Origin of the sequence: Solidesulfovibrio carbinoliphilus subsp. oakridgensis, assembly GCF_000177215.2 — a bacterium.
GTDB classification, from domain to species: Bacteria; Desulfobacterota; Desulfovibrionia; order Desulfovibrionales; family Desulfovibrionaceae; genus Solidesulfovibrio; species Solidesulfovibrio carbinoliphilus.
Genome location: NZ_CM001368.1, coordinates 1637372 through 1663676 on the forward strand (window position 1 = coordinate 1637372; position 26305 = coordinate 1663676).

Annotated in this window: 16 protein-coding genes; 9 read left to right on the forward strand and 7 right to left on the reverse strand. The window is 70.2% G+C overall.

Annotation, left to right across the window (positions count from 1 at the left end; genetic code table 11):
• Nucleotides 1-7 precede the first annotated feature (7 nt).
• From DFW101_RS07205 to DFW101_RS07225, 5 genes are all read right to left on the reverse strand, one after another.
• Nucleotides 8-1897 (reverse strand): secretin N-terminal domain-containing protein, encoded by a 1890-nt coding sequence (locus DFW101_RS07205; RefSeq protein ID WP_009180852.1) that lies wholly within the window; start codon nt 1895-1897, stop codon nt 8-10.
• A 56-nt stretch (nt 1898-1953) separates the two neighbouring features.
• Nucleotides 1954-2427, reverse strand: coding sequence for a hypothetical protein (locus DFW101_RS07210; protein WP_009180853.1), 474 nt, complete (start codon nt 2425-2427; stop codon nt 1954-1956).
• Between the two features lie 27 nt (nt 2428-2454).
• Nucleotides 2455-2988, reverse strand: coding sequence for an amidohydrolase family protein (locus DFW101_RS07215; protein WP_009180854.1), 534 nt, complete (start codon nt 2986-2988; stop codon nt 2455-2457).
• A gap of 3 nt (nt 2989-2991) precedes the next feature.
• Nucleotides 2992-5055 (reverse strand): type IV pilus biogenesis protein PilM, encoded by a 2064-nt coding sequence (locus DFW101_RS07220; RefSeq protein ID WP_009180855.1) that lies wholly within the window; start codon nt 5053-5055, stop codon nt 2992-2994.
• 93 nt (nt 5056-5148) lie between these two features.
• Nucleotides 5149-5334: a helix-turn-helix domain-containing protein gene (locus DFW101_RS07225; RefSeq protein ID WP_009109720.1), complete on the reverse strand. Its 186-nt coding sequence runs from the start codon at nt 5332-5334 to the stop codon at nt 5149-5151.
• Between the two features lie 337 nt (nt 5335-5671).
• On the opposite strand from DFW101_RS07225, the gene DFW101_RS07230 reads away from it, so the two are divergent.
• The 5 genes from DFW101_RS07230 to acs all read left to right on the forward strand — a co-directional run bounded on the left by DFW101_RS07230 (nt 5672) and on the right by acs (nt 11823).
• Nucleotides 5672-6748 (forward strand): type IV pilus twitching motility protein PilT, encoded by a 1077-nt coding sequence (locus DFW101_RS07230; RefSeq protein WP_009180856.1) that lies wholly within the window; start codon nt 5672-5674, stop codon nt 6746-6748.
• A 4-nt stretch (nt 6749-6752) separates the two neighbouring features.
• Nucleotides 6753-7961 carry a type IV pilus twitching motility protein PilT gene (locus DFW101_RS07235; protein ID WP_009180857.1) on the forward strand — a complete coding sequence of 403 codons (1209 nt, stop codon included), beginning with the start codon at nt 6753-6755 and terminating at the stop codon, nt 7959-7961.
• On the forward strand, nt 7958-8698 hold the full coding sequence (locus DFW101_RS07240; protein WP_009180858.1) for a hypothetical protein: 741 nt from the start codon (nt 7958-7960) through the stop codon (nt 8696-8698). Before DFW101_RS07235 ends, DFW101_RS07240 begins: the two co-directional genes overlap by 4 nt.
• Nucleotides 8699-8706: 8 nt before the next feature.
• Complete coding sequence (locus tag DFW101_RS07245; protein WP_009180859.1) at nt 8707-9597, forward strand: LytR/AlgR family response regulator transcription factor; 891 nt, start codon at nt 8707-8709, stop codon at nt 9595-9597.
• 297 nt (nt 9598-9894) lie between these two features.
• On the forward strand, nt 9895-11823 hold the full coding sequence (gene acs / locus DFW101_RS07250) for an acetate--CoA ligase (RefSeq protein ID WP_009180860.1): 1929 nt from the start codon (nt 9895-9897) through the stop codon (nt 11821-11823).
• Between the two features lie 77 nt (nt 11824-11900).
• Here the strand turns inward: acs and DFW101_RS07255 are convergent, their stop codons facing one another.
• On the reverse strand, nt 11901-13631 hold the full coding sequence (locus DFW101_RS07255) for a thiamine pyrophosphate-binding protein (protein ID WP_009180861.1): 1731 nt from the start codon (nt 13629-13631) through the stop codon (nt 11901-11903).
• A gap of 308 nt (nt 13632-13939) precedes the next feature.
• Between DFW101_RS07255 and DFW101_RS18650 the strand changes: the two genes are divergently transcribed.
• Together DFW101_RS18650 and murI are read left to right on the forward strand one after the other, a co-directional pair.
• Nucleotides 13940-19405: a CheR family methyltransferase gene (locus tag DFW101_RS18650; protein WP_009180862.1), complete on the forward strand. Its 5466-nt coding sequence runs from the start codon at nt 13940-13942 to the stop codon at nt 19403-19405.
• An 88-nt stretch (nt 19406-19493) separates the two neighbouring features.
• Nucleotides 19494-20300, forward strand: coding sequence for a glutamate racemase (gene murI / locus DFW101_RS07265; RefSeq protein ID WP_009180863.1), 807 nt, complete (start codon nt 19494-19496; stop codon nt 20298-20300).
• 91 nt (nt 20301-20391) lie between these two features.
• Here the strand turns inward: murI and DFW101_RS07270 are convergent, their stop codons facing one another.
• Nucleotides 20392-21279: a tetratricopeptide repeat protein gene (locus tag DFW101_RS07270; RefSeq protein ID WP_009180864.1), complete on the reverse strand. Its 888-nt coding sequence runs from the start codon at nt 21277-21279 to the stop codon at nt 20392-20394.
• Nucleotides 21280-21600: 321 nt separating this feature from the next.
• Here DFW101_RS07270 and DFW101_RS07275 point away from each other — a divergent pair, with 321 nt between their 5' ends.
• Together DFW101_RS07275 and DFW101_RS07280 are read left to right on the forward strand one after the other, a co-directional pair.
• Nucleotides 21601-24885, forward strand: a complete 3285-nt coding sequence (locus DFW101_RS07275) for a PAS domain S-box protein (RefSeq protein WP_009180865.1) — start codon at nt 21601-21603, stop codon at nt 24883-24885.
• A 32-nt stretch (nt 24886-24917) separates the two neighbouring features.
• Nucleotides 24918-26210 carry a diguanylate cyclase gene (locus DFW101_RS07280; RefSeq protein ID WP_009180866.1) on the forward strand — a complete coding sequence of 431 codons (1293 nt, stop codon included), beginning with the start codon at nt 24918-24920 and terminating at the stop codon, nt 26208-26210.
• The last annotated feature ends 95 nt before the right edge of the window (nt 26211-26305 follow it).

The window sequence follows — 26305 nt, forward strand, 5'->3', positions numbered from 1 at the left end:
TTGCTTCTTACGGCCGCGAGGCAGCGGCCATGGCCACGGGCGGCTCGATGACGCCGGCCACCGGCGGCACGGGCGCGACGGGTTTTTCCTGCAAAATGACCGGGGTGATGAAGATGAGCATCTCTTCCCGGTGGATGTCGGAACTTTTGGCCTTAAACGCCCAGCCGAGCCCCGGGATGTCGCGCAGGAAGGGCACCCCGGAGTTGGCGTCGGTCACGGTGTCGCGGGTGAGTCCGGAGATGACGATGGTGTCCCCGTCCTCGACCACCAGGTTGGACTGGGTCTCGCGCTTGTAGATGGGCGGGTTGCCCTGGACCCAGTTGCCCTGGTTGGGATCGACCTGGTCGTCTTTCACCACGATCTTCATGCGCAGGTTGCTGCCGTCCACCACGTGGGGCAGCATTTCGAGCTTCAGGGTGGCGTGGGCGAACTGGACGTTGGTGCCGTTTTGCGAGGTGGAGACGTAGGGGATGTCCTTGCCGTTCTCCACAAAGGCCGACAGGTTTTCCATGGTGGTGATGGTCGGGCTCGAAAGGATCTTGATCTTGTTCTCCTCGGCCAGGGCCGTCAGCTGCGCTTCGAGCACGTTTTCGCCGATCTTGCCGAAAAGGAAATTGAGTCCGGTGCCGGCCGCGCCAAGGCCCGTGGCGGCCGAGGTCAGGTTGGCCGGATTGTTGATGGCGAACCCCTGGCCCGAGGTGCCGCCGCCGAAAATGGGCGTCATGTTGTTGGTGGTGGTCGTGCTGGCGTTGCCGCCGTTGGCGGCCGTGGTCGTCGAGGCCATGGTGGTGCCGGCCGTGCCGCCGGTGGTGGTCGTGCTGCCGTTGTTGGCCCCGGTCGAGCCCGAGGTGGTGGTGGAGGCGATGGTTCCGGCCTGGGCCGGCGACAGCTGGAAATTGGAGTTTTTCAGCAGCCCGCCCCACTGCACGCCGAGCTGCTGGGCCGTGTCCCGGTCGGTCTGGACGATGAAGGCCTTGAGCTTGACCTGGGGACGCGGCTTGTCGAGCTGCTCGATCAGGGCCACCAGCTTTTCGGCGTCGGCCTGGGGGGCCTGGATGATGATGGAATTGCTGTGCTGGTCCGGCACCACCGAGCAGTTGAGCTGGCCTGGCCGGCGCGGCCCGCCCGCGCCGTGGATCTTTATGGTGTCGTCCGTGGCGCTGGTCGGCGTGATGTCCCGGAGCGTCTGGCCGGGCTGGGCCCCCTGCTTGTTCTCCTGTCCGCCCGGCATGGCCGTGGACGCGGACCCGCACATGCTCGACAGCGTGGCGTAGATCTTGGAGAGCTCCGCGTAATTGATCTCGACCCGGGCCGTGGCATAGGGTTCGAGTTCCTTGGCCCGGACCGATTCGGCCGCCATCCTGTTCTTGGCTTCCTTGAGCTTTTGCTGCTGCTCCATGTCGGCCAGGGTCAGGACCCGGATGATGTCGCCTTCCACGGAATAGGCCAGCCCGTTTGACGACAAAAGGCTCGTGAACGTCTCGTCCCAGGGGGCTTCCACCACATTGACGTTGACCTTGAGCCCCTTTTCCTGGCCGGCCCCGGTCGATCCCGGGATGGAGGAGGACAGGACCACGTTCTGGTTGGCGGCCCGGGCCATGGCCCGGACCACGGCCACGAGGTCGGTGTCGTACATCCGAAGCGTCACCTTCTGCTTGGGCAGGGCCCGGGCCGGCTTGGCCTCGGCCTTTTCCTCCGGCCTGGCGGTGATGGCGGCCCTGGAAAATTCCACCTTGCGCGGATGGGGATTGGGCGAGAAGCCTTCCGATTTCTGGGCCTGGACATCCCAGTGCTCGATGAAGGCATCCTTCTGGGGCTTTTTCACGCACCCCGCCGCCGCCAGACTGACGGCCAAAAGGCACGTCCCGCCCTTTTTCATCCACCCTCTCGCACCCATGAGCCGACCTCGCATAGAACTCTCCCTCGTGCCGCGCCGGCACATCCCGGCCGCCGTTACCGGGAGTCCTGGCCCTCGGCCTGGACCGTGACCTGCTGCCCGCTGCCCAGATTTTCCAGGACCACCTGGTCCGGGGTGATCGAAAACACTTTGTAGATGCCGCCATCCAGCGGGTCGCCGGCCTGGTACTCCATGCCGTCGAGGACGGCCAGCCGGCCCGTGCCGAGTTCGACGTAGCCGGTGTAGCGCGGCAGGACCGTGGGTTTGGCCACCTCGCGCCCGGTCAGCGGCCGGTCGTAAAAGGCCGCCTCCCGCCATTTCCGGTCGATGGCCGCCAGCACCGCCACCTCGTGGGGGCCCAGGGCCGCGTCCTGGATGGATTTGAGCATGGTCGCGGCCTTGGCGGCCTCGCCCGCCGCCGGACGCTGCGGCGGCGCCACGGGCGGGGTCTTGTCTCCAAGGAGCGTCACGAGCCCGATGACCGCCACCACGGCCGTTGCCGCCAGAAGGATCTTTTCACGCCGGCTCATTGCCCACGCTCCCTGCCCTGCCGCCCGTCATCGGACGGCCAGCCAGCATTTCACCGTGTACTCGCGCCCATCCCGGTCCACCGCGGTGGTCAGGGATTCGACCTTGACCAGGGGGCCGTACCGGCCAAGGGCCAGCAAGAATTCCCGAAAGGCATCGGCCGGACCGACGAGGCCGAGCCTGACCGCCACCAGCCCGTTGCGGGTGACCGAGGACGGGTCCGGCGAAACCCGGTTGACCCGCAGCCCGAGCGGCGCGGCCAGACCGTCCATGATCCCGGCCAGCCGGCCCACTTCGGCCAGGGGCAGCCGCTCGCCGCCGCCGACCGGACCGACGGACGGCAACCCGGCCTGGGCATCCTTGAGCGACTGGGCCACGGGCAAAAGCTGGCGGCGCAGCTCCAGGTTGGCCCGCAGCTGCCCGATCTGGTGCCGCAGGGCCTCGGCCTCGCGGGTGTCGGGGATGATGAAGACGGCCACGAACCCCACGGCAATGACCGCACCGGCGACGAGCACGGCCAGGGTGCGGGCAGGCAGGCGATTTTTGAGTTCCGCAAGCGTCATGGCCTAGCTCTCCGGCACCGAAAGGCCGATGACGAACCGCAGCCCGGTGGCGCCGCCGTCAAGGGCTTCGAGTTCGCTTTTTTTGACGGAAACGTCCTCGAAGAGCGGCGAGTTCTCGAGGGCCACCACGTAGCTGGCCAGCATGGAGTCGAAAAGCCTGGAATCGCCCGTGACCATGCCCTCGATCACCAGCCGGGCCGAGGCCTTGGCCTCCTTGGCCGGTTGTGCGCCCCCGGCCGCCGGCCTGGCCGATTCGACGGGCGGGCCGAACTCGGCGGTCAGGTTGCCGAGGCCCACACCCTGGGGAGCCAGGGCCAGGGCCTCGCCCCAGACGCCGACGGCCCGGTTGCGGGCGGCGTAGGCGTGCAGGGCCTTGCGCCGGTCCTGCAGCTCGCCGCTCATCCGGGTCAGGGTGGCCATGTCCGAGGTGCCGCCGAGGGCGGCCAGTTCGCCGGCCAGCCCGTCCCGCTCCCGGGCCAGGGTACGGCGCGTGGACGCGGCGCTGACGGAAAAAATCGCCATGGCCGCCAGCACCACGGCCAGGCTCACCAGGCTCCACTGCTCCAGACGGCGCGACGCGTTGACCGTGGCCTTTTCCCGGTAGGTGAACAGCGCGTTCGGCGTCACGTCCGGATCGGAAAAAGCCAGCCCCAGGGCCTGGGTGTAGACGGAACCGGGGATCGGCGGGCCGCCCATGGCCGGGCTCTCCAGGACGCGCCCGGCCATGGGATCGAGCGGCGAGCAGGGCAGGCCGGCCTGCTCGCCGATGTAGGCGACGAAAAGCCGGCTGGCGCCGAGGAGGCCCGACACGGTCAGGTGCGAGACCGCCTCGTAGCCGAGCGATTCCCGGTAGTGCTTGAGCGTCATCTCCACCTGCCGCACCAGCCGCGAGGCCACGGGTTCGAGCATGGCCATGACCTCTTCCGGGCCGAGCCCCTGGCCGGGATGGCAGTCGTCGAGGTGGTCGCAGCCGTAGAGGATGCTCTCGAAGACCTCCCGGGCGTGGGCCGGAGTCACGGCCGGTCCGGCCGCCGGAGCCGGGCCGGGCGTATCGGCCGGATCGAACGGGCCGGGCGGAGCGGAGGACTGGGCCGCAGCCGGCTCGGGATCGAGTTCCAGCACCAGCCCCGAATCCTCGGTCCCGGACGCGTCAAGGTCGAGGACCGCCGCCCCGTCCAGCCCCGGGGCCAGGGACATGCCGCGGTCCGAGGGCGGGGGCGGCGAGACGGCCAGGGCCGTCTCCAGGGCCTCCTGCACGGCCTGCTCCATGCCGGACATGGACGTCTTGATGACGCGCATGAACATCAGGTTGCCGTTGCTGAAAATCTCCAGGCGCGACCAATTCTGCCCCACGTGGAGGTTGGCCGTGGCTCCGCCCGCTCCCGGCACGATGCGGCGGCGAAAGAAATTCTGGTGGGCGAACGGTTCGAGCGTCAGTCCGGCCAGGGGGAACCCGGCCCGGGCGAAGTCGGCGCGCACCACGGCCACGGCCTCGCGCGGCGCGGTGTAGGCCATGGCCCCGATCCGGGTCGTTCCCTTCTCGGCCACCTCGCCCCGGCGCTCGAAATCGAAGATGACCGAGCCTTCGTCAAAGGCCATGTCCTTCTTGGCCGTCCAGAAGACGGCGTTGTCCACCTGCCGGGACGGCACCTTGGGGATGGTCACGAACTGGAGGTTGGCCCGGGCGCTCTGGGCTGCGGCCCAGATGCGCGGCAGGGGGCCGGGACCGCACAGGTCCGACAGAGTGCGCCGCAAGAGGGCCACGAATTCCGGGCTTCCCGGCGCGACCCCCTCGGGCACGGGGGCGATGGCCGTGCCGAGGACTTCGAAGCCGGCGTCCTGGCCCCGGATCTTGACACACGTCAGCTGGGCCTGGGAGATGTCCACGCCGACATGGACGACCTTGGGCCGGGAGAACCGGCCCCAGAACGGGTTGGCCTCCCCTGTCCCGTTCGGCGAGCCGGCAGGCGATCCAACGGAACGCTCCCCTGCGGCCGCTCCCGGGCCGGAACGCCGGATCAGCTCCAAAAGCCGCTGGTTCGGCGTGGGTTTGCTCTCCTTGGCCATGTGTCGTCTCCCGCCTTCCGTTGCCGGCTACAGCCCCGGCCGCCTGTCCCGGCGAAGCGCCCGGGCATCCGGGCGTCCGCCCCAAACGCGTCCCTATCCTTGCAAGCGTGTCAAACGCACCACTTCGTCGTGGCTGATGCGCCAGCCCCGTCCGACCTTGACCCCGCGAAGGGTCCGGCCCCGGATGAACTTGCGCACCGTCTGGTCGCTGCACTTGAGCAGCCGGGCCACTTCCTGGACCGTGTAGGTCTCCTTGACCTCTCCTTGCTTCTCCTGCATCGCATGACGCTCCTTATCGCTATGTAGCGATACTTACGGTCGGCTCCGGCCAAAAAAAATTGCCCACGGCCCCGCGTCGCGTCCGCCCCGGCGTTCCACTTTGTGACTGCTGGCCTGTGACCGTTTCATTCCGTTAAACTCCCGGCGATCCTTCCCATCGCCCCCCTGCTGGAAAAACCCAGGGTTTGCGGCACTCTCTCCCAACAACAGAGGAGGCCGTGCCCCGAGCCTTACAAAAGCCGTGCCCGGCCGGAATCCCCCGCTTCCGGGCGATTCCAATCCTCCGGGCATCCATGCTAGGGTCCGCCATTCGCATACGACAAAACCTGGCGGTGCCATGGCCCAGATCGACGCCTTTTTTAAAATGCTCAAGGAAACCGGCGCTTCGGACCTGCATCTGGCCAGCGGCTCCCAGCCGCTGTTGCGCTTAAACGGCCGGCTGGAGCGGATCAAATACAAGGTCCTCGAAGCCGAGGAATTAAAGGCGCTCCTCTACGAGATCGCGCCCGAACGGCTGGTCAAGACCTTCGAGGAGACCGGCGACCTGGACTTCGCCTACGCCGCGCCGGGTATCGGCCGGCTGCGGGCCAACTACTTCCGCCAGGAGCGCGGCATTTCCGCCGCCTTCCGGGCCATCCCCGAGACCGTGCCGACACTGGCCGAACTCGGCCTGCCGGCCGTCCTGGCCGAGCTTTCCATGCGCCCCAAGGGGCTCGTGCTCGTCACCGGCCCCACGGGCTCGGGCAAGTCCACCACGCTTGCCGCCATGGTCCGCCAGGCCAACGAGAACCGGCGCGACCACATCATCACCATCGAGGACCCCATCGAGTTCGTCCACGCCCCGGCCACCTGCCTGGTCAACCAGCGCGAGGTCGGCCGCGACACCCGGTCCTTTGCCGCCGCCCTGCGCGGGGCCCTGCGCGAGGACCCGGACATCATCCTGGTCGGGGAAATGCGCGACCTCGAAACCATCGAGCTGGCCCTGGAGGCGGCCGAAACCGGGCATCTGGTCCTTTCCACCCTGCACACGGTCTCGGCGGCCAAGACCATCGACCGGATCATCGACGTCTTTCCCGGCGACCGGCAGGCGCAGATCCGCTCGGCCCTGTCCGAGTCGCTCTCGGCCGTCATCTCCCAGACGCTTTTGCGCCGGGCCGACACGCCGGGCCGGGTCCTGGCCCTGGAGCTCCTTTTGGCCAACACGGCGGTCCGAAACCTCATCCGCGAGAACAAGACCTTCCAGATCCCGTCAGTCATGGAGACGGGCAAGGCCCATGGCATGCGGCTTCTGGACGAATCCCTGCTGGAGCTTCTGGCCGGGGGCCGCATTGACGGCACCGACGCCTGGCGCAACGCCTTCAACAAATCCCGGTTCGCGGATTTCGCCCCGAACCTGTCCGCCAGGGAGGCGTAAGGCCGTGCCCCGCCGGATCCTGCACGCCCTCACCGGGGCCGCCCTGGCCGCCGCCCCGGCCGCCTCGGACTACCTGTTCGCGTCCGGGTCCCCGCCGGGGGCGCTCGTCGACGGCGCGTTCGTCCCCTTGCCGGCCCTGCCGGGCGTGGCCGGGGCCCTCACCCCCCGCCAGACCGAAACCCTGGCCCGGGGGCTCCTCGGCCGGGACGCGCGGCTCCTGGCCGACCTGCGGATCCGGGGCAGCTGCGACGCGGCCTACGCCCATCCGGCCGGCGTCCGGTTCCGGGCCAACGCCTACCGGGCCGGGGACAGCCTGGGGCTGGTGCTGCGCCGCCTGCCGGACGCGCCGCCGCCCCTTGCCTCTCTCGGCCTGCCGCCGGTTTTCACCCGCATGGCAACCCTGGCCGAGGGACTGGTCCTGGTGGTCGGGGCCACCGGCTCCGGCAAATCCACCACGCTTTCCGCCCTGGCCACGGCCATCCTGGCCGACCGGCCGGTCCACGTGGTCACCCTGGAGGATCCGGTGGAGAGCCTTTTCCCCCCGGGCCGGGGCGTGGTCAGCCAGCGGGAGCTCGGCACGGATTTCCCGTCCTTTGCCGACGGCATCCGGGCGGCCCTGCGCCAAGCCCCCCACGTCATCCTGGTCGGCGAGGCCCGGGACCGGGAGACGGTGGACGCGGCCCTCGGCGCGGCCGAGACCGGGCACCTCGTCCTGGCCACCCTCCACACCGCCGACTGCGCCGGGGCCGTGGAACGGCTGCTGGCCTTTTTCGGCCCGAGCGAGGAGCGGCTGGCCCGGCAGCGGCTGGCCGGCAGCCTGCGTTTCGTGGCGGCCCAGCGCCTGCTGCCCCGGGTCGGCGGCGGCCGGGCCGTGTCGGTGGAGGTCCTGGCCGCGACACTGCGTACCCGCGAGCGCATCCTCGCGGGAAAAGACGGGAGCGAAGGCTTTTCCGACATCCTGGAGCAGGGCGAGCCCTACGGCATGGTCACCTTCGACGCCTCCACGGCCGCCCTTTTCGCGGCCGGGACCATCACCGAGGAGACGGCCATCAGCCGGGCCTCGGACCGGGCCGCCCTGGCCCGGGCCCTGGACACGGTCAAGGCCGGCCGGGGCCAGCCCGTCTCGTCCATCACCGGCCTGACCCTGGACCTGCCGCCGCCCGAAGAGGACGGACCCGGGGCGGCGGGCCCGGCCCGGGGAGGGCGGCCATGACCGGCATGACGGCCATCGCCTGCCCCTGCGGCGGCCACACCGTGAGCCTCTCTCCGGACAAGTTGCCGGTGGGCGGCCGGGCGGCCTTCACCTGCCCGGCCTGCGGCGCCCGCCGGACCTTTGTCCGCACGCCGGGCGGCGCGGTCTTTGACGGGGCCCCGGACCGGACGCCCCCCCCCGCCCCATCGCCCGACCCGGCCGCCCCCGCCGCCTCATCGCCCGACCCGGCCGCCCCCGCCGCCGTCTCCGTGGTCGCCGCGCCCGCCGCCATCCCGGCTCCGCCGCCGCGCCCCGCCGCGCCCGACCTGCCCCCGAGCCCGGTGCCGGCCGGAGCCGTGGTCGTGCTGGCCGCCCTGCCGCCGGTTCCCGCGCGCTCTCCGGCCTGGGCCGGGGCCGTGGCCGAGGCCTTTCCCGGGCCGGACTGGCACGTGCTGTGCGCCACCGACCCGGGAAAGGCCCGGGCCGATCTCCTCGCCCACGCTCCGGCCGTGGTCGTGGCCGGGGACGGGCCGGCGACGGCGGCGCTTGTGGCCGACGTGGCCGCCCTGCCCGGCCGGGTCCGGGAGCGGCTGGCCCTGGTCCTGGTCGGGGATTTCACGGACAACGACGCCATGGCCGCCTTTGCCCGAAGCGCCGACACCGTGCTCGACGCGGCCGACGCCAAAGCCATGGCCGGGCGCCTGCGCGCCGCCCTGGCCGACCGGAAAAGCCTGCCGTCCCTCTTCGAGGCGGACTAAGGCCGGCCATGGACCGCATCACCGCCCTGCTCGTCCACCCCGACCCCGCCGTCCGCACCGCCCTGCGGGACGGGCTTTCGGGCCTGGATTTCATCCGGGTCCTCGGCGAGGCCGCCGACGCCTACGAGGCGTCGGAGCTGTTGCGGGCCATTCCCTACGGCCTGCTTTTTTGCGGCGTGGACCTGCCGGGCGAGGTCGGCGGCTTCGAGCTGGCCGAGGCGCTCCTGGCCGCCAAGCGCCGGCCGGGGCTGGTCTTTATCGCCGGGGACGAGGCCCGGGCCTTCCGGGCCTTCGAGCTCGGCGCGGCCGACTATCTGCTGTGGCCCTTTACCCGGGAGCGTTTCGCCCAGACCCTGGACCGGCTGGCCCGCTACCGGCCGGCCTTTCGCGAGGCCCCGGCCCCGGAGTGGCGCGCCGCCGGCCAGCCGTCCGACCGGACCGGCAACGACGGCGACGACGCCGAGACCGAGGAGACGGTGCAACTCCCCCTGGGAGAGGACGAGGAGGACCGGTTCCTGACCGCCCTGCGCCAGGCCTGGGACATCCGCCACGAGCGGCCGGTGGACATCGAAAAGCTGCCCATCACCCTCGACGGCCGCACCATTCTCCTCCCTTACACCCAGATCCTTTTCATTGAGGCCTACGAGGACTATTCCTTTGTGCACACGGCCGCCAAAAAACTCCTCACCTCGTATCGCCTGAAGAACCTGGAAGAGCGCCTGCGGCCCCACCGTTTCTTCCGGGTTCACCGCAAGTACCTGGTCAACCTCGACCAGGTGACGGAAATCGCCACGCTCCCGGGCGGCAACTTCATGCTGCGCACGGCCGGCAAGACCCGCATCGAGCTCCCCATCGGCCGCCGCCGCATCGGCGAACTGAAACAGATTCTGGGGCTGTGATGATGGTGCGTGGAGCAAAGTGTGGACGGAAGGAAGCCTCCGGCGGCCGGGGGGGATCATCCCCCCCGGACCCCCCGAAAGGGGATTTGACGGCATGGCGCAATGCGCGGCGCCTTTTTCAATGGCGCGTGGTCATGAGAGGGCCTTCGGCGGAGTATCTATGAATAACACACGCATCCCAGCTTATTGTAGTCTCAATTCTCCTGGGATTCCAAAGGGCAAAAGCCCTTTGGCCGCCGGAGGCTTCCCCCCTGCCCGTCCTGCCCACTTTAGCAACGCCTTCGCGAGGAGGAGACGATGACACCGACCGGAACCCTGGATGCCCTGCTCGTCGAGGAACGGGTGTTTCGGCCGGCCCCGGCCACGGTCATCGAGGCCAACGTCAAGCCGGCCGACCTGGCCGAGGCCTACCGACTGGCCGAGGCCGACCATCTGGCCTACTGGGAGAAGGCCGCCCTGGAACTGGAGTGGCACCGCAAATGGGACGCCGTGCTGGACGACGGGAAGGCCCCCTTTTACCGCTGGTTTCCCGGGGCCCGCACCAACATCGTGCACAACGCCCTGGACCGGCACGTCCACATCTGGACGAAAAACAAGCTGGCGCTGATCTGGGAGGGCGAGGCCGGGGATTGCCGCAAGTTCACCTATTTCGAGCTCTACCGGGAAGTGAACCGCCTGGCCGGGGCACTTCGCGCCCTTGGCGTGTCGCGCGGCGACCGGGTCTGCCTCTACATGCCGCCCATTCCCGAAACGGTCGTGGCCATGCTGGCCGCGGCCAAGATCGGGGCCGTCCACGTCTTCGTCTTTGCCGGCTACTCGGCCAAATTCCTGCGCGAACGCCTAAACGACTCCAAGGCCCGGGTGCTCGTCACGGCCGACGGCTTCTACCGGGGCGGCCGCTGCATCAACCTGAAGGCGGTGGTGGACGAGGCGTTGCCCGGGGTCAGGGGCGAGACGGCCGAGACCGTGGTGGTCGTTCGCCGCACCGGCGACGACATCGACATGCAGGAGCCGCGCGATCTGTATTACCACGACCTCCTGCGCCAGGAGTCGCCCGAGGCGGCGACCGAAATCATGGAGGCCGGGGACCCGCTTTTCTGGCTCCACACCTCCGGCACCACCGGCCGGCCCAAGGCCGTGGTCCACAACCACGGCGGCTACATGGTCGGGGCCAGCCACACCTTCCGCACGGTCTTCGACATCAAACCCACCGACATCCACTTCTGCACCGCCGACCCGGGCTGGATCACCGGCCACACCTACGGCGTCTACGGGCCCCTTCTGACCGGCGCCACGGTCATCCTCTACGAAGGCCACCCGCTCTATCCCCAGGCCGACCGCCTGCCGACCATCATCGAACGCTACGGGGCCACCATCTTCTACGCCACCCCGACCCTTGTCCGCATGCTCATGCGCTACGGGCCCCAGTATCCCAAAAAGCGCGACCTCTCGACCTTGCGCCTCCTTGGCAGCGTGGGCGAGCCGCTCGGGCCCGAGGCCTGGATGTGGTTTTACAAGCACATCGGCCGGTCCAACTGCCCGGTCCTCGACACCTGGTGGCAGACCGAGACCGGCATGGCCATGATTTCCCCCATGCCGATCTCGGTCCTCAAACCCGGGTCCGTGGGCAAGGCCCTGCCCGGCATCGCGGCCGACGTGGTGGACGACAAGGGCCAGGCCGTGCCCCCGGGCCAGGGCGGGTTCCTGGTCGTCAAAAAGCCCTGGCCGGCCATGCTGACCACGCTTGAAGGCGACGACGCCGGCTACGCCAGGGACTATTGGGAGAGGATTCCGGGCTGCTACTTCGCCGGGGACGTGGCCCGGCGCGACGAGGACGGCTATTTCTGGATCCAGGGCCGGGCCGACGATGTGCTCAATATCGCCGGCCACCGCGTGGGCACGGCCGAGGTCGAGGCCGCGCTTTGCGCCCACCGGCTGGTCACGGAAGCGGCGGTCGTCGGGCTGCCGGACAAGATCAAGGGCGAGGTGGCCAAGGCCTTTGTCGTGGCCGCGCCCGAGTGGCGGGCCGCCTTTGCCGACGCCGACGCCTTCGCCTCGGAGCTGCGCGCCCACGTCCGCCGCGAACTCGGCCCCATCGTCGTCATCAAGGCGGTGGAACTGCGCGACACGCTGCCAAGGACAAGGAGCGGCAAGATCCTGCGCCGCAAGCTTCGGGCCGAAGAATTGGGGCAGGCCCTCGAAGGCGGGACGGGCGAGGAGGAGTAGGGAGGAAACCCGCCCCCAGGCCATCCTCGACGCCCGGTCCGATCCCCGTCAGGCGGCCGCCCTCCCTCCGGCCGCGCCTATTCCTCGTCCACCCAGGCCTTTTTCGCCGCCGCGAAGGGCGACACCGGCGTCCTGGCCGTGCGGTCGCAGCGGACGTCGATCACGCACGGCCCGTTGCCGGCCAGTCCCTCGGCAAAGGCCGGGGCCAGCTCTTCCGGGCGGGTGACGGCGAGGCCCCGGGCGCCCATGGCCCGGCCGAAGGCCGCGAAGTCGCGGCCCGGCAGCTCGGCCAGGGCCCCGGCCCCGGGCCCGTCCTCTACCGCCCGCAGCCAGACGTTGCCAAGGGCGCCGTTGTTGATCACCACGTAGAGGATGGGAAAGCCGTAGCGGGCGGCGGTGGCCACTTCCATGCCGTGCATGAGCATGCACCCGTCGCCGGTGACGCAGGCGACGGGCCGGCCGGGACGGGCCGCCTGGACGCCGATGGCCGCCCCGATGGCCCAGCCCATGGGGCCGAGGTTGGCGGCCGTGAAATAGGTTCGCGGACCGAACGCCTGGAAATAATGGGCGAAAAAGGCTCGGTGCGCCCCGGAGTCGACCACCACGGCCGCCTCGCGCGGCAAGGCCCGGCGCAGTTCGGCCGCCACCCGGGCAGGGTGGAGCGGCACGGCCTCGCTCGTCATCTGCTCGGGGTCGTAGCAGGTCCGGCCGGACTGGCGGATGCCGCCCAGCCAGGCGGCCCGTGATTCGTTGCCGGACCGAAACCGCATGATCCGGGCCGAGCCGGGCTCCATCATGAGGGCCAGGGCCGCCCGGCAGTCGCCGACAACGGGCACGTGGGTGTGGAAGGTGCGGCCGACGACGGTCGGGTCCACGTCCACCTGGACCAGGGCCCGGCTGGGAAGCATCTTCGCGTCCCAGAAGAGGGTGTCGCGCTGGGACAGGCCGCTGCCGAGGACGATCAGCACCTCGACCTGGCCCGAAAGCAGGGCCTCGATGGCCGGTCGGTGGCCGGCGTAGCCGAAGACGCCGAGCGAAAGCCGGTGGTCCTCCGGGAAAACGCCCTTGGCCCGGAGGGTGGTGGCCACCGGAATCTCGAACTGCTCGGCAAAGGCGGTCAGGCTCTCCGTGGCCCCGGACTTCTCCACCCCGGCTCCGGCCAGGATGGCCACCCGGACCGGCGCCGCGCCGCCGCCCTCGGGCACGAGGATGCGCCACAACCGCTCCACCGCCGCCCTATCCGCGAACCGGGGTCGGTAGACCGACTCGTCGAGGGGCTCCCACGGCGCGGCCACGTCGGCCCGCTGGATGTCCAGCGGCAGGCTCATGTGGACCGGAGCCTTGGGGCCGGCCAGCATCCGGGTCAGGCAGGCCCGCAGGTGGTGGTGGACGAGATGCGGGTTTTCGACGGACAGGGAGGCGGCCGTGACATGGGACAAAAGAGCCGTGTCGTCGAAGGTGGCGGCCGAAGAGTCCTGGAACCCGCCGCGCCCTTCCCAGTCCGTCGGCACCTGGCCGGTGAGGAAAAGGACCGGCGAGGCGTCGGCCCGGGCCGAGGCGGCCACGGTGGCGAGATTGGTCGCCCCGGGTCCGCCGATGGCCAGACAGGCGCCGAACCGCCCCGAGGCCCGGGCATAGCCGTCGGCCATGGCGGCCGCGCCGGACTCGTGGGCGGCCACGATCGGGGTCAGGCCGGGGGTGGCCGCCAGATCGGGCAGGAAGGGATCGACCAGGCCGCCCGGCACCAGGAACACATGGTCCACGCCCTCGGCAACGAGGCTTGACAGCAGATAGCGTGTGGCGCGCATGAAAGCTCCCCCATCCCTCCGGGTTTCGCCGGATGCTGCATGATGCGCCGGCCGCGCGGCAACGTCAAGGCGCGGCCGGAGGCCACGTCTTGGGGAATCCTTCCCCGCCCCCGTTGCCGCCGGCAGGCCCGGCAAAACGGAGGCGATTGCCTATCACACCTCCTTGATGCTAGGCTGGGGGCTCCTTTCCGTCTGCATTTCCCCTGGCCGGCGGCCACAGAGGCCGCCCGGACCAGGGCCCCTACCCGCGCGGTGCGTTTCCCCCGTGCCTGGAAACGACTCGCCATGTTTGGCCACAGGGGGAACCGATGAGCGCCACCCGGGATTCCGCCGACACACACCCTTCTCTTGAGGATGGCCCGCGCCCGGAAACGCGCCCAGCCTCGTCCTGGCCGGTGGTGGGCCTGGGGGCCTCGGCCGGCGGCATCGAGGCCCTCAAGGCCTTGCTGGCCGAACTGCCGGCCACCTTCGAGGCCGCCCTGGCCGTCCTCAACCATGTGCCCCGGGACCGGCCAAGCCACCTTCGCGAAGTGCTGGCCGCCTTCACCGGACTGGCCGTGGCCGAGGTGTCCGGGGACACGCCGCCCGCCCGGGGCACGGTCTACGTCGCGTCCCCCCGCCACGACCTGGCCCTCGAGAACGGCCGGCTGCGGCCCGTGGACCAGGAGACCGAGGTCCCGCACCGCAACATCGACCGGTTTTTCGGCGATCTGGCCGACACGTTCGGGCCCCGGGCCATCGGCGTCATCCTGTCCGGCGCAGGCTCGGACGGGCTTTCCGGCGCGGCCCGGATCGCCCGGGCCGGCGGGCTGGTCCTGGTCCAGGACCCGGCCGAAGCCCTGCACGGCGGCATGCCCCAAAGCGTGATCGAGGCCGGCCTGGCCGCGGCCGTGCTGCCGGCCGCGGCCCTTGGCCGCCAGCTCGTGCGCCTCCTTTCCGCCACGGCCCCGGGCGAACCGGACGACACGGAACAGGGCTCCTTCGAAGAGGCGGTGCTGGCCCTTTTGCGGGAGCGGACCGGCTGCGACCTGTCGGGCTACCGCCGCGCCACCATCCTGCGCCGCATCCGCAAACGGATGATCCTGGCCGGCTGCGACACCACCGAGGCTTACCTCGCCAAACTGGACAGGGATCCGGCGGAATGCGGGGAGCTCCTGCGGACCCTTTTCATCGGCGTGACCGCCTTTTTCCGCGATCCCGAAGCCTTCGAGGCCTTGCGGACCCTGGCCCTGCCGCGCATCTTTCGCGACCGCAGCCCCGGCGACTGCGTCCGGATCTGGGTCATCGGCTGTTCCACCGGGGAAGAGGCCTATTCCGTGGCCATGCTCGTCAATGAGTATATCGAGTCGACCAGGACGCACTGCGGCGTCAAAGTCTTCGCCACGGACATCGATCCGGCCGCCGTGGCCGCCGCCCGCAGGGGCTGGTACGCCCGGGGGGACCGGCCAAACCTCTCCGCCGAACGGCTGGGGAAGTATTTCAAGACCGACGGCCACGGCCATACCGTGCGTCCGGGCCTGCGGGAGCGGCTGGTGGTGGTGCGACACAACCTGCTTGGGGACCCCCCTTTCCTGCACATGGACCTGGTGGTCTGCCGCAATCTGCTCATCTATCTCACCCCGGACCTCCAGGAACGGGCCCTCACCCTGCTTCACGAGGCCCTTGGCCCGGGCGGACACCTCTTCCTCGGGCCGGCCGAATCCGTCAGCACCCACGGCACCCGGCTTGAATGCGTGGACCAGCGGTGGAAGATCTTTCGCAGTGCCGGCAAGCCCCCGCGCCAAAGCCAGCCGCCCTTTCCCGTCGCCCGCCCCCCCCGGTTTCCGGAAGACGGCCGGCCGGCGGACCCGGCCCTGCCGGCCGCCGGTCCGGCGGCCGTCCTGGCCGAGGCCCTGCGCCGCCGCTACGCCCACCCGGCCGTGCTGGTGGACCGGAATTTCCATGTCCTGCACCTGTGCGGGGACACCAGTCCCTACCTGCGGATGCCAAACGGCGAACCGAGCCTCAACATCCTGAAGCTCGCCGACCCGGAACTGCGCCACCACCTGCGCCTGGCCCTGCAAGGGGCCCTGGCCAAGGGCGCGCCGACCGCCATCCCCGCCTTGCGCCCCGCCGCCGCTCCCGACGGTCCCGTCACCTTGGCCGTGGACCCGGTCCTTGGCGACGACGGCCGGGTATTAAGCCTGCTCGTGGTCTTCGAGCCGGCCGCCGCCTCCCCGGCGGGGGCCGGCCCGCCCCTGGCCGCCCTGTCCGAAAGCGGGGCGATCCAGCGCTACGAGGCCGAGCTGCAGGCGGCCCACGACCGGCTGCGCGAAGTGATGGAGCACGACGAAGCCCTGCACGAGGAACTGCGGGCCTCCAACGAGGAGCTCCTCAGCATGAACGAGGAGCTCCAGTCGGCAAGCGAGGAGATGGAGGCCTCCCGGGAGGAGTTGCAAGCCTTAAACGAGGAACTGTCCGCCAAGGTGGAGGAATTGTCCAAGGCCAACGGCTTCGTGGAAAACCTCCTGCGCTGCACCAATCTGGCCACGATCTTCGTGGACCGCGGGCAGCGGGTGATGCGGGCCACGCCGGCGGCCCTCGACATCTTCCACCTGGCCGTGGAGGACGCCGGCCGGCCCCTTGACGCCATCAAGGCCCGGGTCGAGGATCCCCACCTGGCCGGGGACATCGAGCGGGTCCTTGGGGGACAAAACGTGGTGGAGCGCGAGGTGACCGGCCCGGAGGGCCGCTGCTACGTCAAACGGGTTTTCCCCTTCCGCGACGGCCAGGCCGAGGCGGAGGGCGCGGTGCTCACCTATGCCGACGTGACCGCGCTCAAAGCCGCCGAAGGCGTGCTGCTCCGCAGCAACGAGGAACTCGAGGCCCTGGTCGCCATCCGCACCCGGGAGCTGGAACTGGCCCGCCAGGAGTCGGAGGCCCGGGCCGCCGAGCTCGAGGCAGTCATGCGCCAGACCCCTGCCGCCATCTGGATCACCCGTGACACCGAGGCCCGCACCGTCATCGGCAACCCGGCCGGCCACCGGATGCTGCGGATGGAGCCGGCCCCCCCCTTTTCCATGGCCATGCCCGGCGACGGGCCCACCTGCCGGGCCAGCAAGGAGGGGCGCGAACTGACCTTTGAGCAACGGGCCATGTACCGGGCCGCCCGGGGCGAGAGCGTCACGGACGAGGAAATCGACCTGGTCTACCCGGACGGCTCCGGCCGGACCATTTTCGGCAGCGCCGTGCCCCTGCGAAACGCCCGGGAGGAAGTGACCGGCGCGGTCGGAGTGTTCCTGGACGTGACCGAGCAGAAGCGGATCGAAGCCGCGCTTCGCCAGAGTCAGGCGAAGCTCGAGGCCGCCCTGGCCAGCATGGCCGACGCGGTCTTCATTTCCGACGCCGAGGGCCGGTTCATCCACGTCAACGACGCCTTCGCCACCTTCCACAAGTTCAGGAACAAGGAGGAGTGCGCCAGGACGTTTGCCCAATACCCAGGCATCCTGGACGTCTTCCTGCCCGACGGGACGCTTGCGCCCGTGGACCAGTGGGCGGTCCCCCGGGCCCTTCGAGGCGAGACGGCCACCAACGACGAATACACCCTGCGGCGCAAGGACACCGGCGAAACCTGGGTCGGCAGCTACGCCTTCGCCCCCATCCGGGACGGGGACGGGGCCATCGTCGGTTCGGTGGTGGTTGGCCGCGACATCACGGAGCGCAAAAAGGCCGAACACGAACTCCTGCTCAAGGAGGGCGAGCTGCGCGAAGCCCAGCGCATCGCCCACCTCGGCAGCTGGCACTGGGACGCGGCCACGGACGCCACGACCGCTTCGCCGGAGCTCTACGCCATCTACGGGCTCGACCCGGCCCAGCCCTTCCCGGATTTCCGCCAGCAGCGCGGCACCCTCTATCCCGAGGCCGGCTGGGAGCGGATCAACGCGGCCGTCGGGCAGTCCATCGCCACCGGCGTCGGCTACGAGCTCGACGTGAAGGCCTTTTGCCATGGCGAGCCGATCTGGATCACCACCCGCTGCGAGGTGGTGCGGGACATGGCCGGCAAGATTTCGGGCCTGCGGGGCACGGTCCAGGACATCACCGAACGAAAGCTCCAGGAGCAGGTCCTGACCTTCCTCGCCACCTGCGGCCACCACCGGGACGGGCTGGATTTCTTCCAGTCCCTGGCCCGGTACCTGGCCGAAATCCTGCGCATGGACTTCGTGTGCATCGACCGCCTGGAAGGGGACGGCCTGACCGCCCGCACCCTGGCCGTCTATTTCGACGGCCATTTCGAGGACAACCTCTCCTACGCCCTGGCCGACACGCCCTGCGGCGAAGTCGTCGGCAAAACCGTGTGCTGCTATCCCCGAAACGTGCGCGGCCTTTTCCCCGACGACGCCGTGCTCGCGGACATGGCCGCCGAAAGCTACGTGGGCATCACCCTGTGGGACGCAGCCGGACGCCCAAGCGGGCTCATTGCCGTCATCGGCCGCCATGCCCTCAAGGACTCCCGGCTGGCCGAATCGATCCTGCAGATGGTCGGCGGGCGGGCCGGCAGCGAACTGGAGCGCCTCTACGCCGCCGAAGCCCTGCTCCTGGCCAAGGAGACGGCCGAAAACGCCAGCCGGACAAAATCGGAGTTCCTGGCCAACATGAGCCACGAGATCCGCACGCCCTTAAACGGCGTGCTCGGCATGCTCCAGCTCATGACCACCACCCCCCTCGACACCGAGCAGAAGGAATACGTCCTGGCCGCGATCCAATCCTCCAAAAGGCTGACCCGGCTGCTCTCGGACATTCTCGACCTGTCCCGCATCGAGGCCGGCCGGCTGGTCATCCAGGAAGGGGAATTCACCCTGGCCCCGCTTCGGACCTCGGTGCTGGAGCTTTTCTTCGTGGCGGCCAAGGACAAGGGCCTTTCCCTCGACTTCACCCTCGACCCGGCCCTGCCGCCCCGGCTGGTCGGCGACGAGGCCAGGTTGCGCCAGATCCTTTTCAACCTGGTCGGCAATGCCCTGAAGTTCACGGAAAAGGGCTCGGTGACGGTCGCGGCCGTTCCCCTGGGCGCAACGGATGCCGTCCCGGCCCGGGTCCTTTTCACGGTCACGGACACCGGCATCGGCATCCCGCCCGACCGGCTGCGGGACATCTTCGAGCCCTTCGTCCAGGCCGAAGGGACCTACACCCGGCGGTTCCAGGGGGCTGGGCTCGGGCTCTCCATCGTCAAAAAGCTGGTCGGCCTCATGGGCGGCTCCCTCGAGATCGACACCGCGCCCGGCCAAGGCACGACCTGCTACCTGTCCCTGCCCTTTCGCCGGACGGGCGGCGCGCCCGCCCGGCCGGCCGAGGCCGGGAACCGGCCGCGTTCCCAGGCCCGGGAACGATTGCGGATCCTTTTCGTGGAGGACGACGCCGTCAACCAGATGACCGGGAAAAGGATGCTCGAAAAGCTCGGCCACGCGGTGGTGGCCGCGGACGATGGCCGGGAGGCGGTGGACTGTTTCCTCCGGCAGGAGTTCGACCTCATCTTCATGGACATCCAGATGCCCCGCATGGACGGGGTGGAGGCGACGCGGGCCATCCGAAACGCCGGCGCGCCCGGCCGCCGGACGGATCTTCCCATCATCGCCCTGACCGCCTACGCCATGACGAGCGACCGGGAAAAGTTCCTGGCCGCCGGCCTTGACGACTATGTCGCCAAGCCCGTCGAGCTCCACATGCTTGAGGAGGCCATCGGCCGGGCCATGGCCGGCCGCGCGGTCCGGCTTGCCCGGCCGGACGCAGAAAAGGCTTGACGCCGGGGCCGGCCGGCGGTTCAAGCGGTCGTGCCCCTGGCGTCGCCCGGCTCCCGGACGCCAAATCCCGGCAACAAGGCGTTCCCCCGTGCACTGCGACGCTTCCTGCCCCATCGGCATCTTCGATTCCGGCGTCGGCGGCCTGACCGTGGCCCGCGCCGTCATGGACCGGCTGCCCCACGAATCCATCGTCTATTTCGGCGACACCGCCCGCGTTCCCTACGGCGTCAAGTCCCCGGACACCGTGGCCCGCTACGCGGCCCAGATCACGCGCTTCCTTTTGGCCAAGGACGTCAAGCTCCTGATCGTGGCCTGCAACACCATGGCCGCCGTGGCCCTGCCGGCCATCACCGCCCTGTCGCCGGTCCCGGTCATCGAGGTCATCGACGCCGGGGCCAGAAGCGCCCTGGCCGCCACGCGCACCAAACGGATCGGCATCATCGCCACGCCCTCGACCATTGCCAGCCGCGCCTACGAACGGGCGCTTACGACCCTTGGCGGCCCCGGGGTGCACACGGCCTCCCGGGCCTGTCCGCTCTTCGTCCCCCTGGTCGAGGAAGGCTGGCTCGACCACCCGGCGACCCGCCTCGTGGCCGAGGAATACCTGGCTCCGCTCCTCGCCTATGACCTCGACACCCTGATTCTCGGCTGCACCCACTATCCCCTCCTGGCCCCGCTGCTGGCCCGGGTGGTCGGCCCGGGCATCCGGCTCCAGGACTCGGCCTCGGCCGTGGCCGAACGCGCCGCCGCCCTCCTGGCCGAACTGGGGCTCGGGCAGGCGGACGGCAGGCCGGGCCACGCCTTTCACGTCACGGACATGCCGCTTAAATTCCGGGAGATCGGCGAACGGTTTCTCGGCCGTCCCATGGGCGACGTCCGGCTGGAAGAGCTGTAGACGCGGCCGGGCCGGCGTCCCCAAGGTTGGGAACGGCCGGCCCGGGCGGCGTTGCGGCAAAAAGCGGGGATGCGCGGCCGGGGCCGCGCGATCAGGGTTGTCCCGGCGTCGGCGCGGCCGTGGCGGCCGGCTCGGCCCTGGCCTCGGGCGCGGGCTCGGACGCCGGCGCCGGCGCGGGCTTGGCAACCGGCGAGGGTTTGGCGTCCGGCGTGGACGCCGGCTTGGACCCGGGTTTGGACGCCGGCGCGGGGGCGGTTCCGCCCGGCGCGGCGGGCGCGGCCGGCCCGGTCGTCCCCGGCGGGGTCTCGTGGCCGGCCGGGGCGGACCCGTCCGCCGGCTTGGGCGCGGGTTTGGGCACGGCCGGCTTGGGCGCCGGCGGTTTCGGAGCCGGGGCCGGGGCCGGCGTTTCTGCCCGGGCGCAGGCCAGGCGGGCGGCCTTGTATTCGGCCGCGGCCGGCCCGAAGGACGGGGAAAGGGCCATGGCCCGGCGGTAGTCGGCCAGGGCCTCCCGGCAATCCCGGGCGAACATGGCCAGATTGCCCCGGTAATAGAAGACCTGGGCGCTCTTGGACCCCCGGTCCACGGCCTCGGACAGGGCGCGCCGCGCCCCTTCCCGGTCGCCCCGGCCGTAGCGGAAGATTCCCAGGGCCTCAAGCGGCCTCGGGTCCCTGGCGTCGGCGGCCGCGGCCAGCCCGAACTCCCGCTCGGCCCGCTCCGGCTCCTGGGCCCGGGCCGCGCACAACCCCAGGTACAGATGGGCCTCGGCCGATTGCGGAGCCAGCCGGACCGCCTCGGCCAGGTCGGACTGGGCCCGGCCGCAGTCGCCGCCGGCCACCGCCTGCTTGCCGGCCTCCAGGCGTTCGGCCGCCGAGGGGGGGACCGGGGCCACGGCCGCCGGCGAGGGCGGCTGCTTCTGGCAGCCGGCCAAGGCGACGCCCAGGGCCAAAAAAGCGGGCAGGACCGGGGAAAATCGGGACATAGGGCAGCCTCCTGCCGTAAAAAAAGGCGCGCTTGCGCGAGCCTTGCGTCGAAACATCTTCCAAGGAACCGTCAGGCAAAAGGCATTAGCCCCGGCGACACACCCTGTCAATTGAGAAGGCTCCGCCTGTCCGGCCGGGCAGGCGGCCTTGACGGGACCTGCCGCCCATCGTAGAGGAAACTGGCCGCTTCGGACAACCTGTCCGGCCCGGCCTGCCCCACGGAGGCGTTTTGAACCGCGCCAAGGCCACGTCTCCCGTCCGCTGCCATCGGCGCGGCCGGGGCCACCCTCTCTTTTCCCGCCGGCAAGGGAAGTGATCCGTTGCCGCCGCGTCCCGCCTCCCCGTTCCAAAACCGCCGGACCGGCGCTTCCTTCGTCGGCGTCGCGGCCGTGGTCCTGGGGCTCCTCTGCCTGGGCCTGGTCGGCGTCCACGACTACCAGCTCTTTCACGTCCTGGCCGAACTCGTGTGCGTGGTCACGGGCGCGGCCATGTTCCTGGTGATCTGGAACGCCCGGGCCTCTGTGGAGCACGGTTTTTTCCTGGTGCTCGGCCTGTCCTTTCTCTATGCCGCCGGCTTCGACGCCCTGCACCTGCTCGCCGCCGCCGGCCTGGGTCCGTTCCGGATGCCCCCCGACACCCTGGCCCTTTTCCGGGCCGCCAGCCGCATCCTCCTGGCCGGGGCCCTGTGCGCCGGGGCCTGGCTGCTGCAAAACCGCGTCATTTCGACGGCCGCCGCCAATCTGTGGGTCGGCGGGGCCGCCCTGGCCCTGGTCCTCGGCGTCTCCTCCCGCGTCCTTTCCCCGGAGCAACCGGCGGCCGCCCCGCTGCTGCTGGCCGGCCGGATCGGGGCCATCGGGCTTTTTGCCGCGGCCGGCCTCGGCCTGTGGCGCAACCGCAGCCACCTGTCGCCGCGCATCGTCCGGCTGCTGCTCGGATCCCTGGCCGCCCTGGCCCTCTCCGGCGCGATCATCGCCCTCGACCCCGTCCCCCCCTGGCTTCGCATCGCCGGCCAGGCGGCCAAGGTCCTCGGCTATTGCCTGAGCTGCCAGGCCATCGTGGTCACGGGCATAAGCCGGCCCTACGACCTCCTTTTCCGGGAAATCGGCCTGCGCGAGCAGGACCTGACCAGCCGCATGGTGCGCCTCAATGCCCAGACCCGGGCCATCTTCGATCTCAAAAGCCTCGAAGCCCTGGAGATCGGCGAGTTCAAGGCCTTTGCCGCCACCCTCCTCGGCCGGTCCATGGCCGTGCTCGGCCTGGCCCGGACCGGGGTCTGGGTCCTGTCCCCGGACCACGACCGGCTCCGCTGCCTCCTTGGCGGGGGCCTTGGCAGCGGCGACGAGGGCAAGGAACTGTCCCTGGCCGAATTTCCCATCTATTTCCAAGCCATCACCCACGAACGGGTCATCGTGGCCGGCGACGCCCTGACCTCGCCATTGACCAGCGGCTTTGCCGAAACCTACCTGCGCGAGCGCGGCATCGTCTCCCTGCTCCACGCGCCCTTCCGCTTTTCCGGACGGCTGGCCGGGGTCCTGTGCCTGGAGCACACCGGGGCGCCGCGCCGGTGGTCCGACGACGAACTGGCCTTTGCCGGGTCCATGGCCGACATGCTCTCCCTGGCCCTGGAGACGTCCGAACGCCGCCGGGCCGCCCGGGAACTGGCCGAAAGCGAGCAGCGCCTGCGCTCGCTGCTGGACGCCATGCCCGACCCCGTCTGCTTCAAGGACGCCAAGGGCCGGTGGATCGTCGCCAACCAGGCCCAGATCGAGGCCTTCGGCCTCGCCGGCGTCCACTGGCAGGGCCAGACCGACGCGGCCCTGGCCGCCCATACCGCCGGCGACGCTGGGGCCTTTGCCGCGGCCGCGGCCACGGACGAACGGACCTGGGCCACCCGGGAGGTCAGTGTCTTCGGCATGACCCTGACCACGCCGGCCGGCCAGGACCGGCATTTCGACGTCATAAAGGCCCCGCTTTTCCACGAGGGCGGCCAGCCCAAGGGCCTGGTCATCCTCTCGCGCGACATCACCGCCTACCGCGAGGCCCTGGCCCGGCTCCGGGAGACCAACGAGGAGCTGGAGGCCATCTACAACGAGACCTCCGACGGGCTCATTATCGCCGATGTCGGCAACCGCTCCATCGTCCGGGTCAACGCCGCCGCCTGCCGCATGTTCGGCTACGCCCCCCGGCAGCTGACCGCCCTGTCCCCGTGGGACCTCCACCCGACCGAGGAGCGCGAGCGGTCGCTCACCCTTTTCCAGGAAATCGCGGCCGGCCGGCTGCGGCTGCTGGAGGACATCCCCTGCCGGCGCAAGGGCGGCGGGCATTTCTACGCCGACATCTCGGCCCAGCCCATCACCTACGGCGGCCGGCCGGCCATCCTCGGCTTCTACCGGGACATTTCCGAGCGCCGCGCCGCCGACGAGGCGGTCAAGGCCTCGGAGGACCGTTTCCGCCGGGTCTTCAACAGCACCTACGACGCCATCTTTCTCCACGATACCACGGGCCGCATCCTCGACCTCAACGACAAGATGCTCGAACTCTACGGCGTGCGCCGGGACGAGGCGGAATCGTTTTCCATCGAACGCGACTATTCCGCCCCGGACAATCCGCCCGGCAAGCTTTCCGAATACTGGCGGGACGTCATGAACGGCGAGGACCGGTTCTTCGAATGGAAGGCCCGCCGTCCCCACGACGGCAGCCTTTTTTACGTCGAGGTCTACCTGCGCCGCATCGTCCTGGCCGGCCGGCCGGTGATTTTAGCCAACGTGCGCGACGTGACCGAACGCAAGCGCGTCCTGGCCGCCCTGGCCGCCCGGCAGGAGGAGATCTCGGCGCTTAACCGCGACCTGTCCCGACGGGTCCGCGAGGAGACCGAAAAAAACCGGCAAAAGGACATCCTGCTTCTGAACCAGACCCGGCTTGCGGCCATGGGCGAGATGATCGGCAACATCGCCCACCAGTGGCGGCAGCCCTTAAACGCCCTGTCGATTCTCCTGGCCAACCTGCGTTTCGAATACGAATCCGTGTGCGGGGACGAGACCCACCTGCTCCTGGCTTCCCACCGCCAGGCCGGAGAGATCCTGCGCAAGATGTCGACGACCATCGACGACTTCCGCAACTTCTTCCGGCCCGACAAGCAGCGCGAGCCCTTCACGGTGGTCGAGGCCATAAGCGACGCCCTGCTCCTGATCGAGGCGAGCCTGGCCCAGCACGACGTGGCCGTGCGCTTCATCGCCCGGCACAACCCCCGGGTCCGGGGCTTTCGCGGGGAGTTTTCCCAGGTCGTGCTCAACCTTTTGAGCAACGCCAAGGACGCCATCCTGGCCAACCGGCCGGGTGGCGGCAGCATCACCATCCGGGTCATGGCCCGCCTCGGCCAGGCCGTGATCCACATAACAGACAACGGCGGCGGCATCCGGCCCGACATCCGCGACCGGATCTTCGATCCCTACTTCACCACCAAATCCGCCCACGGCGGCACCGGACTCGGCCTTTACATGTCCAAGACCATCATCGAAGACCACCTGGGCGGCCGGCTTCTCGCAACCAACACCCGGGACGGATCGCGCCTGACCATCCGCATTCCCTTAAACGGCCCGGCCTGACCGGCCCGCCCCGCAACCACCGGAGGAAGCCCGTGCCCCTATCCAAGGCCGCCAAGGAAAAATACCGCTCCCTTGCCCGCCTGCACATCCTGGTGGTCGAGGACGACCGTTTCGCCAGGGAACAGCTGGGCCTGCTCCTCTCCCGGTTCGCCGGCAAGCTGACCACGGCCGCCGACGGGGCCGAGGGCCTGGAGGCCTTCAAGTTCGAGCGTCCGGACATCGTGGTCACGGACATCCACATGCCAAGGGTCAACGGCCTGGACATGGCCTCGGCCATCAAGGCCATGGACCCGGGCACGCCGGTGATCCTGGTCACGGCCCACAGCGACACGGAATTTTTCCTGCGCTCCATCGAGATCGGCGTGGACGGCTATGTGGTCAAGCCCGTGGAGGCGGAGTCCCTGCTGACGCTTCTGGCCAGACAGGCCTCGCGCCTCCTCGACTCCCGGGCCGCCGAGGCCAGGGGCCGGCTGTTCCAGTTCACCCTCGACATCAACCCCAACTTCATCCTGACCCTGGACGGCGGCACGGTGGACTACGTCAACCGCACCTTCCTCGATTTTCTCGGGGCCCCGAGCCTGGACGCCCTGCAAGCCGGACACCATGCCGGCCGGTCGCTCGAGATCGACGGCCGCCGCCACGACGCGGCCGACTTCTCCTGGACCGCCCAGGTCACCCCCCGGCCCGACGCCACCCACCAGGCCGTCTTCTCCCGCTTGGCCGGCGAGACCGGCCAGGACCGGACCTTTCTCGTCTCCTCGGCCGAATTCCCGGAACTCGACCGGCGCATCCTGACCTTCACCGACATCACGCCCCTGGCCGAGGAGCGCCGCCAGCTCATCATCCGGGCCGCCACCGACGCCCTGACCGGCATCGCCAACCGGGCCGGCATCGACGAACTCTTAAGCCGCGAACTCCACCGCACCGGCCGCCACGCCGATCCCCTGACCATCATCATGTTCGACATCGACCACTTCAAGGCCGTCAACGACACCTACGGCCATCCGGCCGGGGACGCGGTCCTCGTCGCCCTGGCCCGGCTCGTGGCCGACCACGTGCGCGACCACGACACGCTTGGGCGCTACGGCGGAGAGGAGTTTCTGATCGTGGCCCCCCAGACCGATCCCGAAGCGGGCCGGCAGCTGGCCGAACGGCTCCGGGCCGCGGTGGAGAAGACCGTCTTCCCGGCGGCCGGCCGGGTGACGTGCAGCTTCGGCGTGGCCACGGGACACCCGGGCGCCAACGCCCGGGCCCTGGTGGCCCGGGCCGACGAGGCCCTTTACAAGGCCAAGCAGACCGGGCGCAACCGCGTGGCCCTGGGCTGAGGCCGGCCCGGGTCCTGTCCGGCCGCCGGCCATCCCCCCGCCGGAAGGACGTTCGCGGCCCGGGCGTCCCGGCCTGGGCCGCCTGATCCGGGATC

Bases quoted from the DNA above. Each gene is read 5' to 3' on its own strand.
- DFW101_RS07205 (WP_009180852.1), bottom strand. From the start codon at position 1,897: ATGGGTGCGAGAGGGTGGATGAAAAAGGGCGGGACGTGCCTTTTGGCC.
- DFW101_RS07210 (WP_009180853.1), bottom strand. From the start codon at position 2,427: ATGAGCCGGCGTGAAAAGATCCTTCTGGCGGCAACGGCCGTGGTGGCG.
- DFW101_RS07215 (WP_009180854.1), bottom strand. From the start codon at position 2,988: ATGACGCTTGCGGAACTCAAAAATCGCCTGCCTGCCCGCACCCTGGCC.
- DFW101_RS07220 (WP_009180855.1), bottom strand. From the start codon at position 5,055: ATGGCCAAGGAGAGCAAACCCACGCCGAACCAGCGGCTTTTGGAGCTG.
- DFW101_RS07225 (WP_009109720.1), bottom strand. From the start codon at position 5,334: ATGCAGGAGAAGCAAGGAGAGGTCAAGGAGACCTACACGGTCCAGGAA.
- DFW101_RS07230 (WP_009180856.1), top strand. From the start codon at position 5,672: ATGGCCCAGATCGACGCCTTTTTTAAAATGCTCAAGGAAACCGGCGCT.
- DFW101_RS07240 (WP_009180858.1), top strand. From the start codon at position 7,958: ATGACCGGCATGACGGCCATCGCCTGCCCCTGCGGCGGCCACACCGTG.
- DFW101_RS07245 (WP_009180859.1), top strand. From the start codon at position 8,707: ATGGACCGCATCACCGCCCTGCTCGTCCACCCCGACCCCGCCGTCCGC.
- acs (WP_009180860.1), top strand. From the start codon at position 9,895: ATGACACCGACCGGAACCCTGGATGCCCTGCTCGTCGAGGAACGGGTG.
- DFW101_RS07255 (WP_009180861.1), bottom strand. From the start codon at position 13,631: ATGCGCGCCACACGCTATCTGCTGTCAAGCCTCGTTGCCGAGGGCGTG.
- DFW101_RS18650 (WP_009180862.1), top strand. From the start codon at position 13,940: ATGAGCGCCACCCGGGATTCCGCCGACACACACCCTTCTCTTGAGGAT.
- DFW101_RS07270 (WP_009180864.1), bottom strand. From the start codon at position 21,279: ATGTCCCGATTTTCCCCGGTCCTGCCCGCTTTTTTGGCCCTGGGCGTC.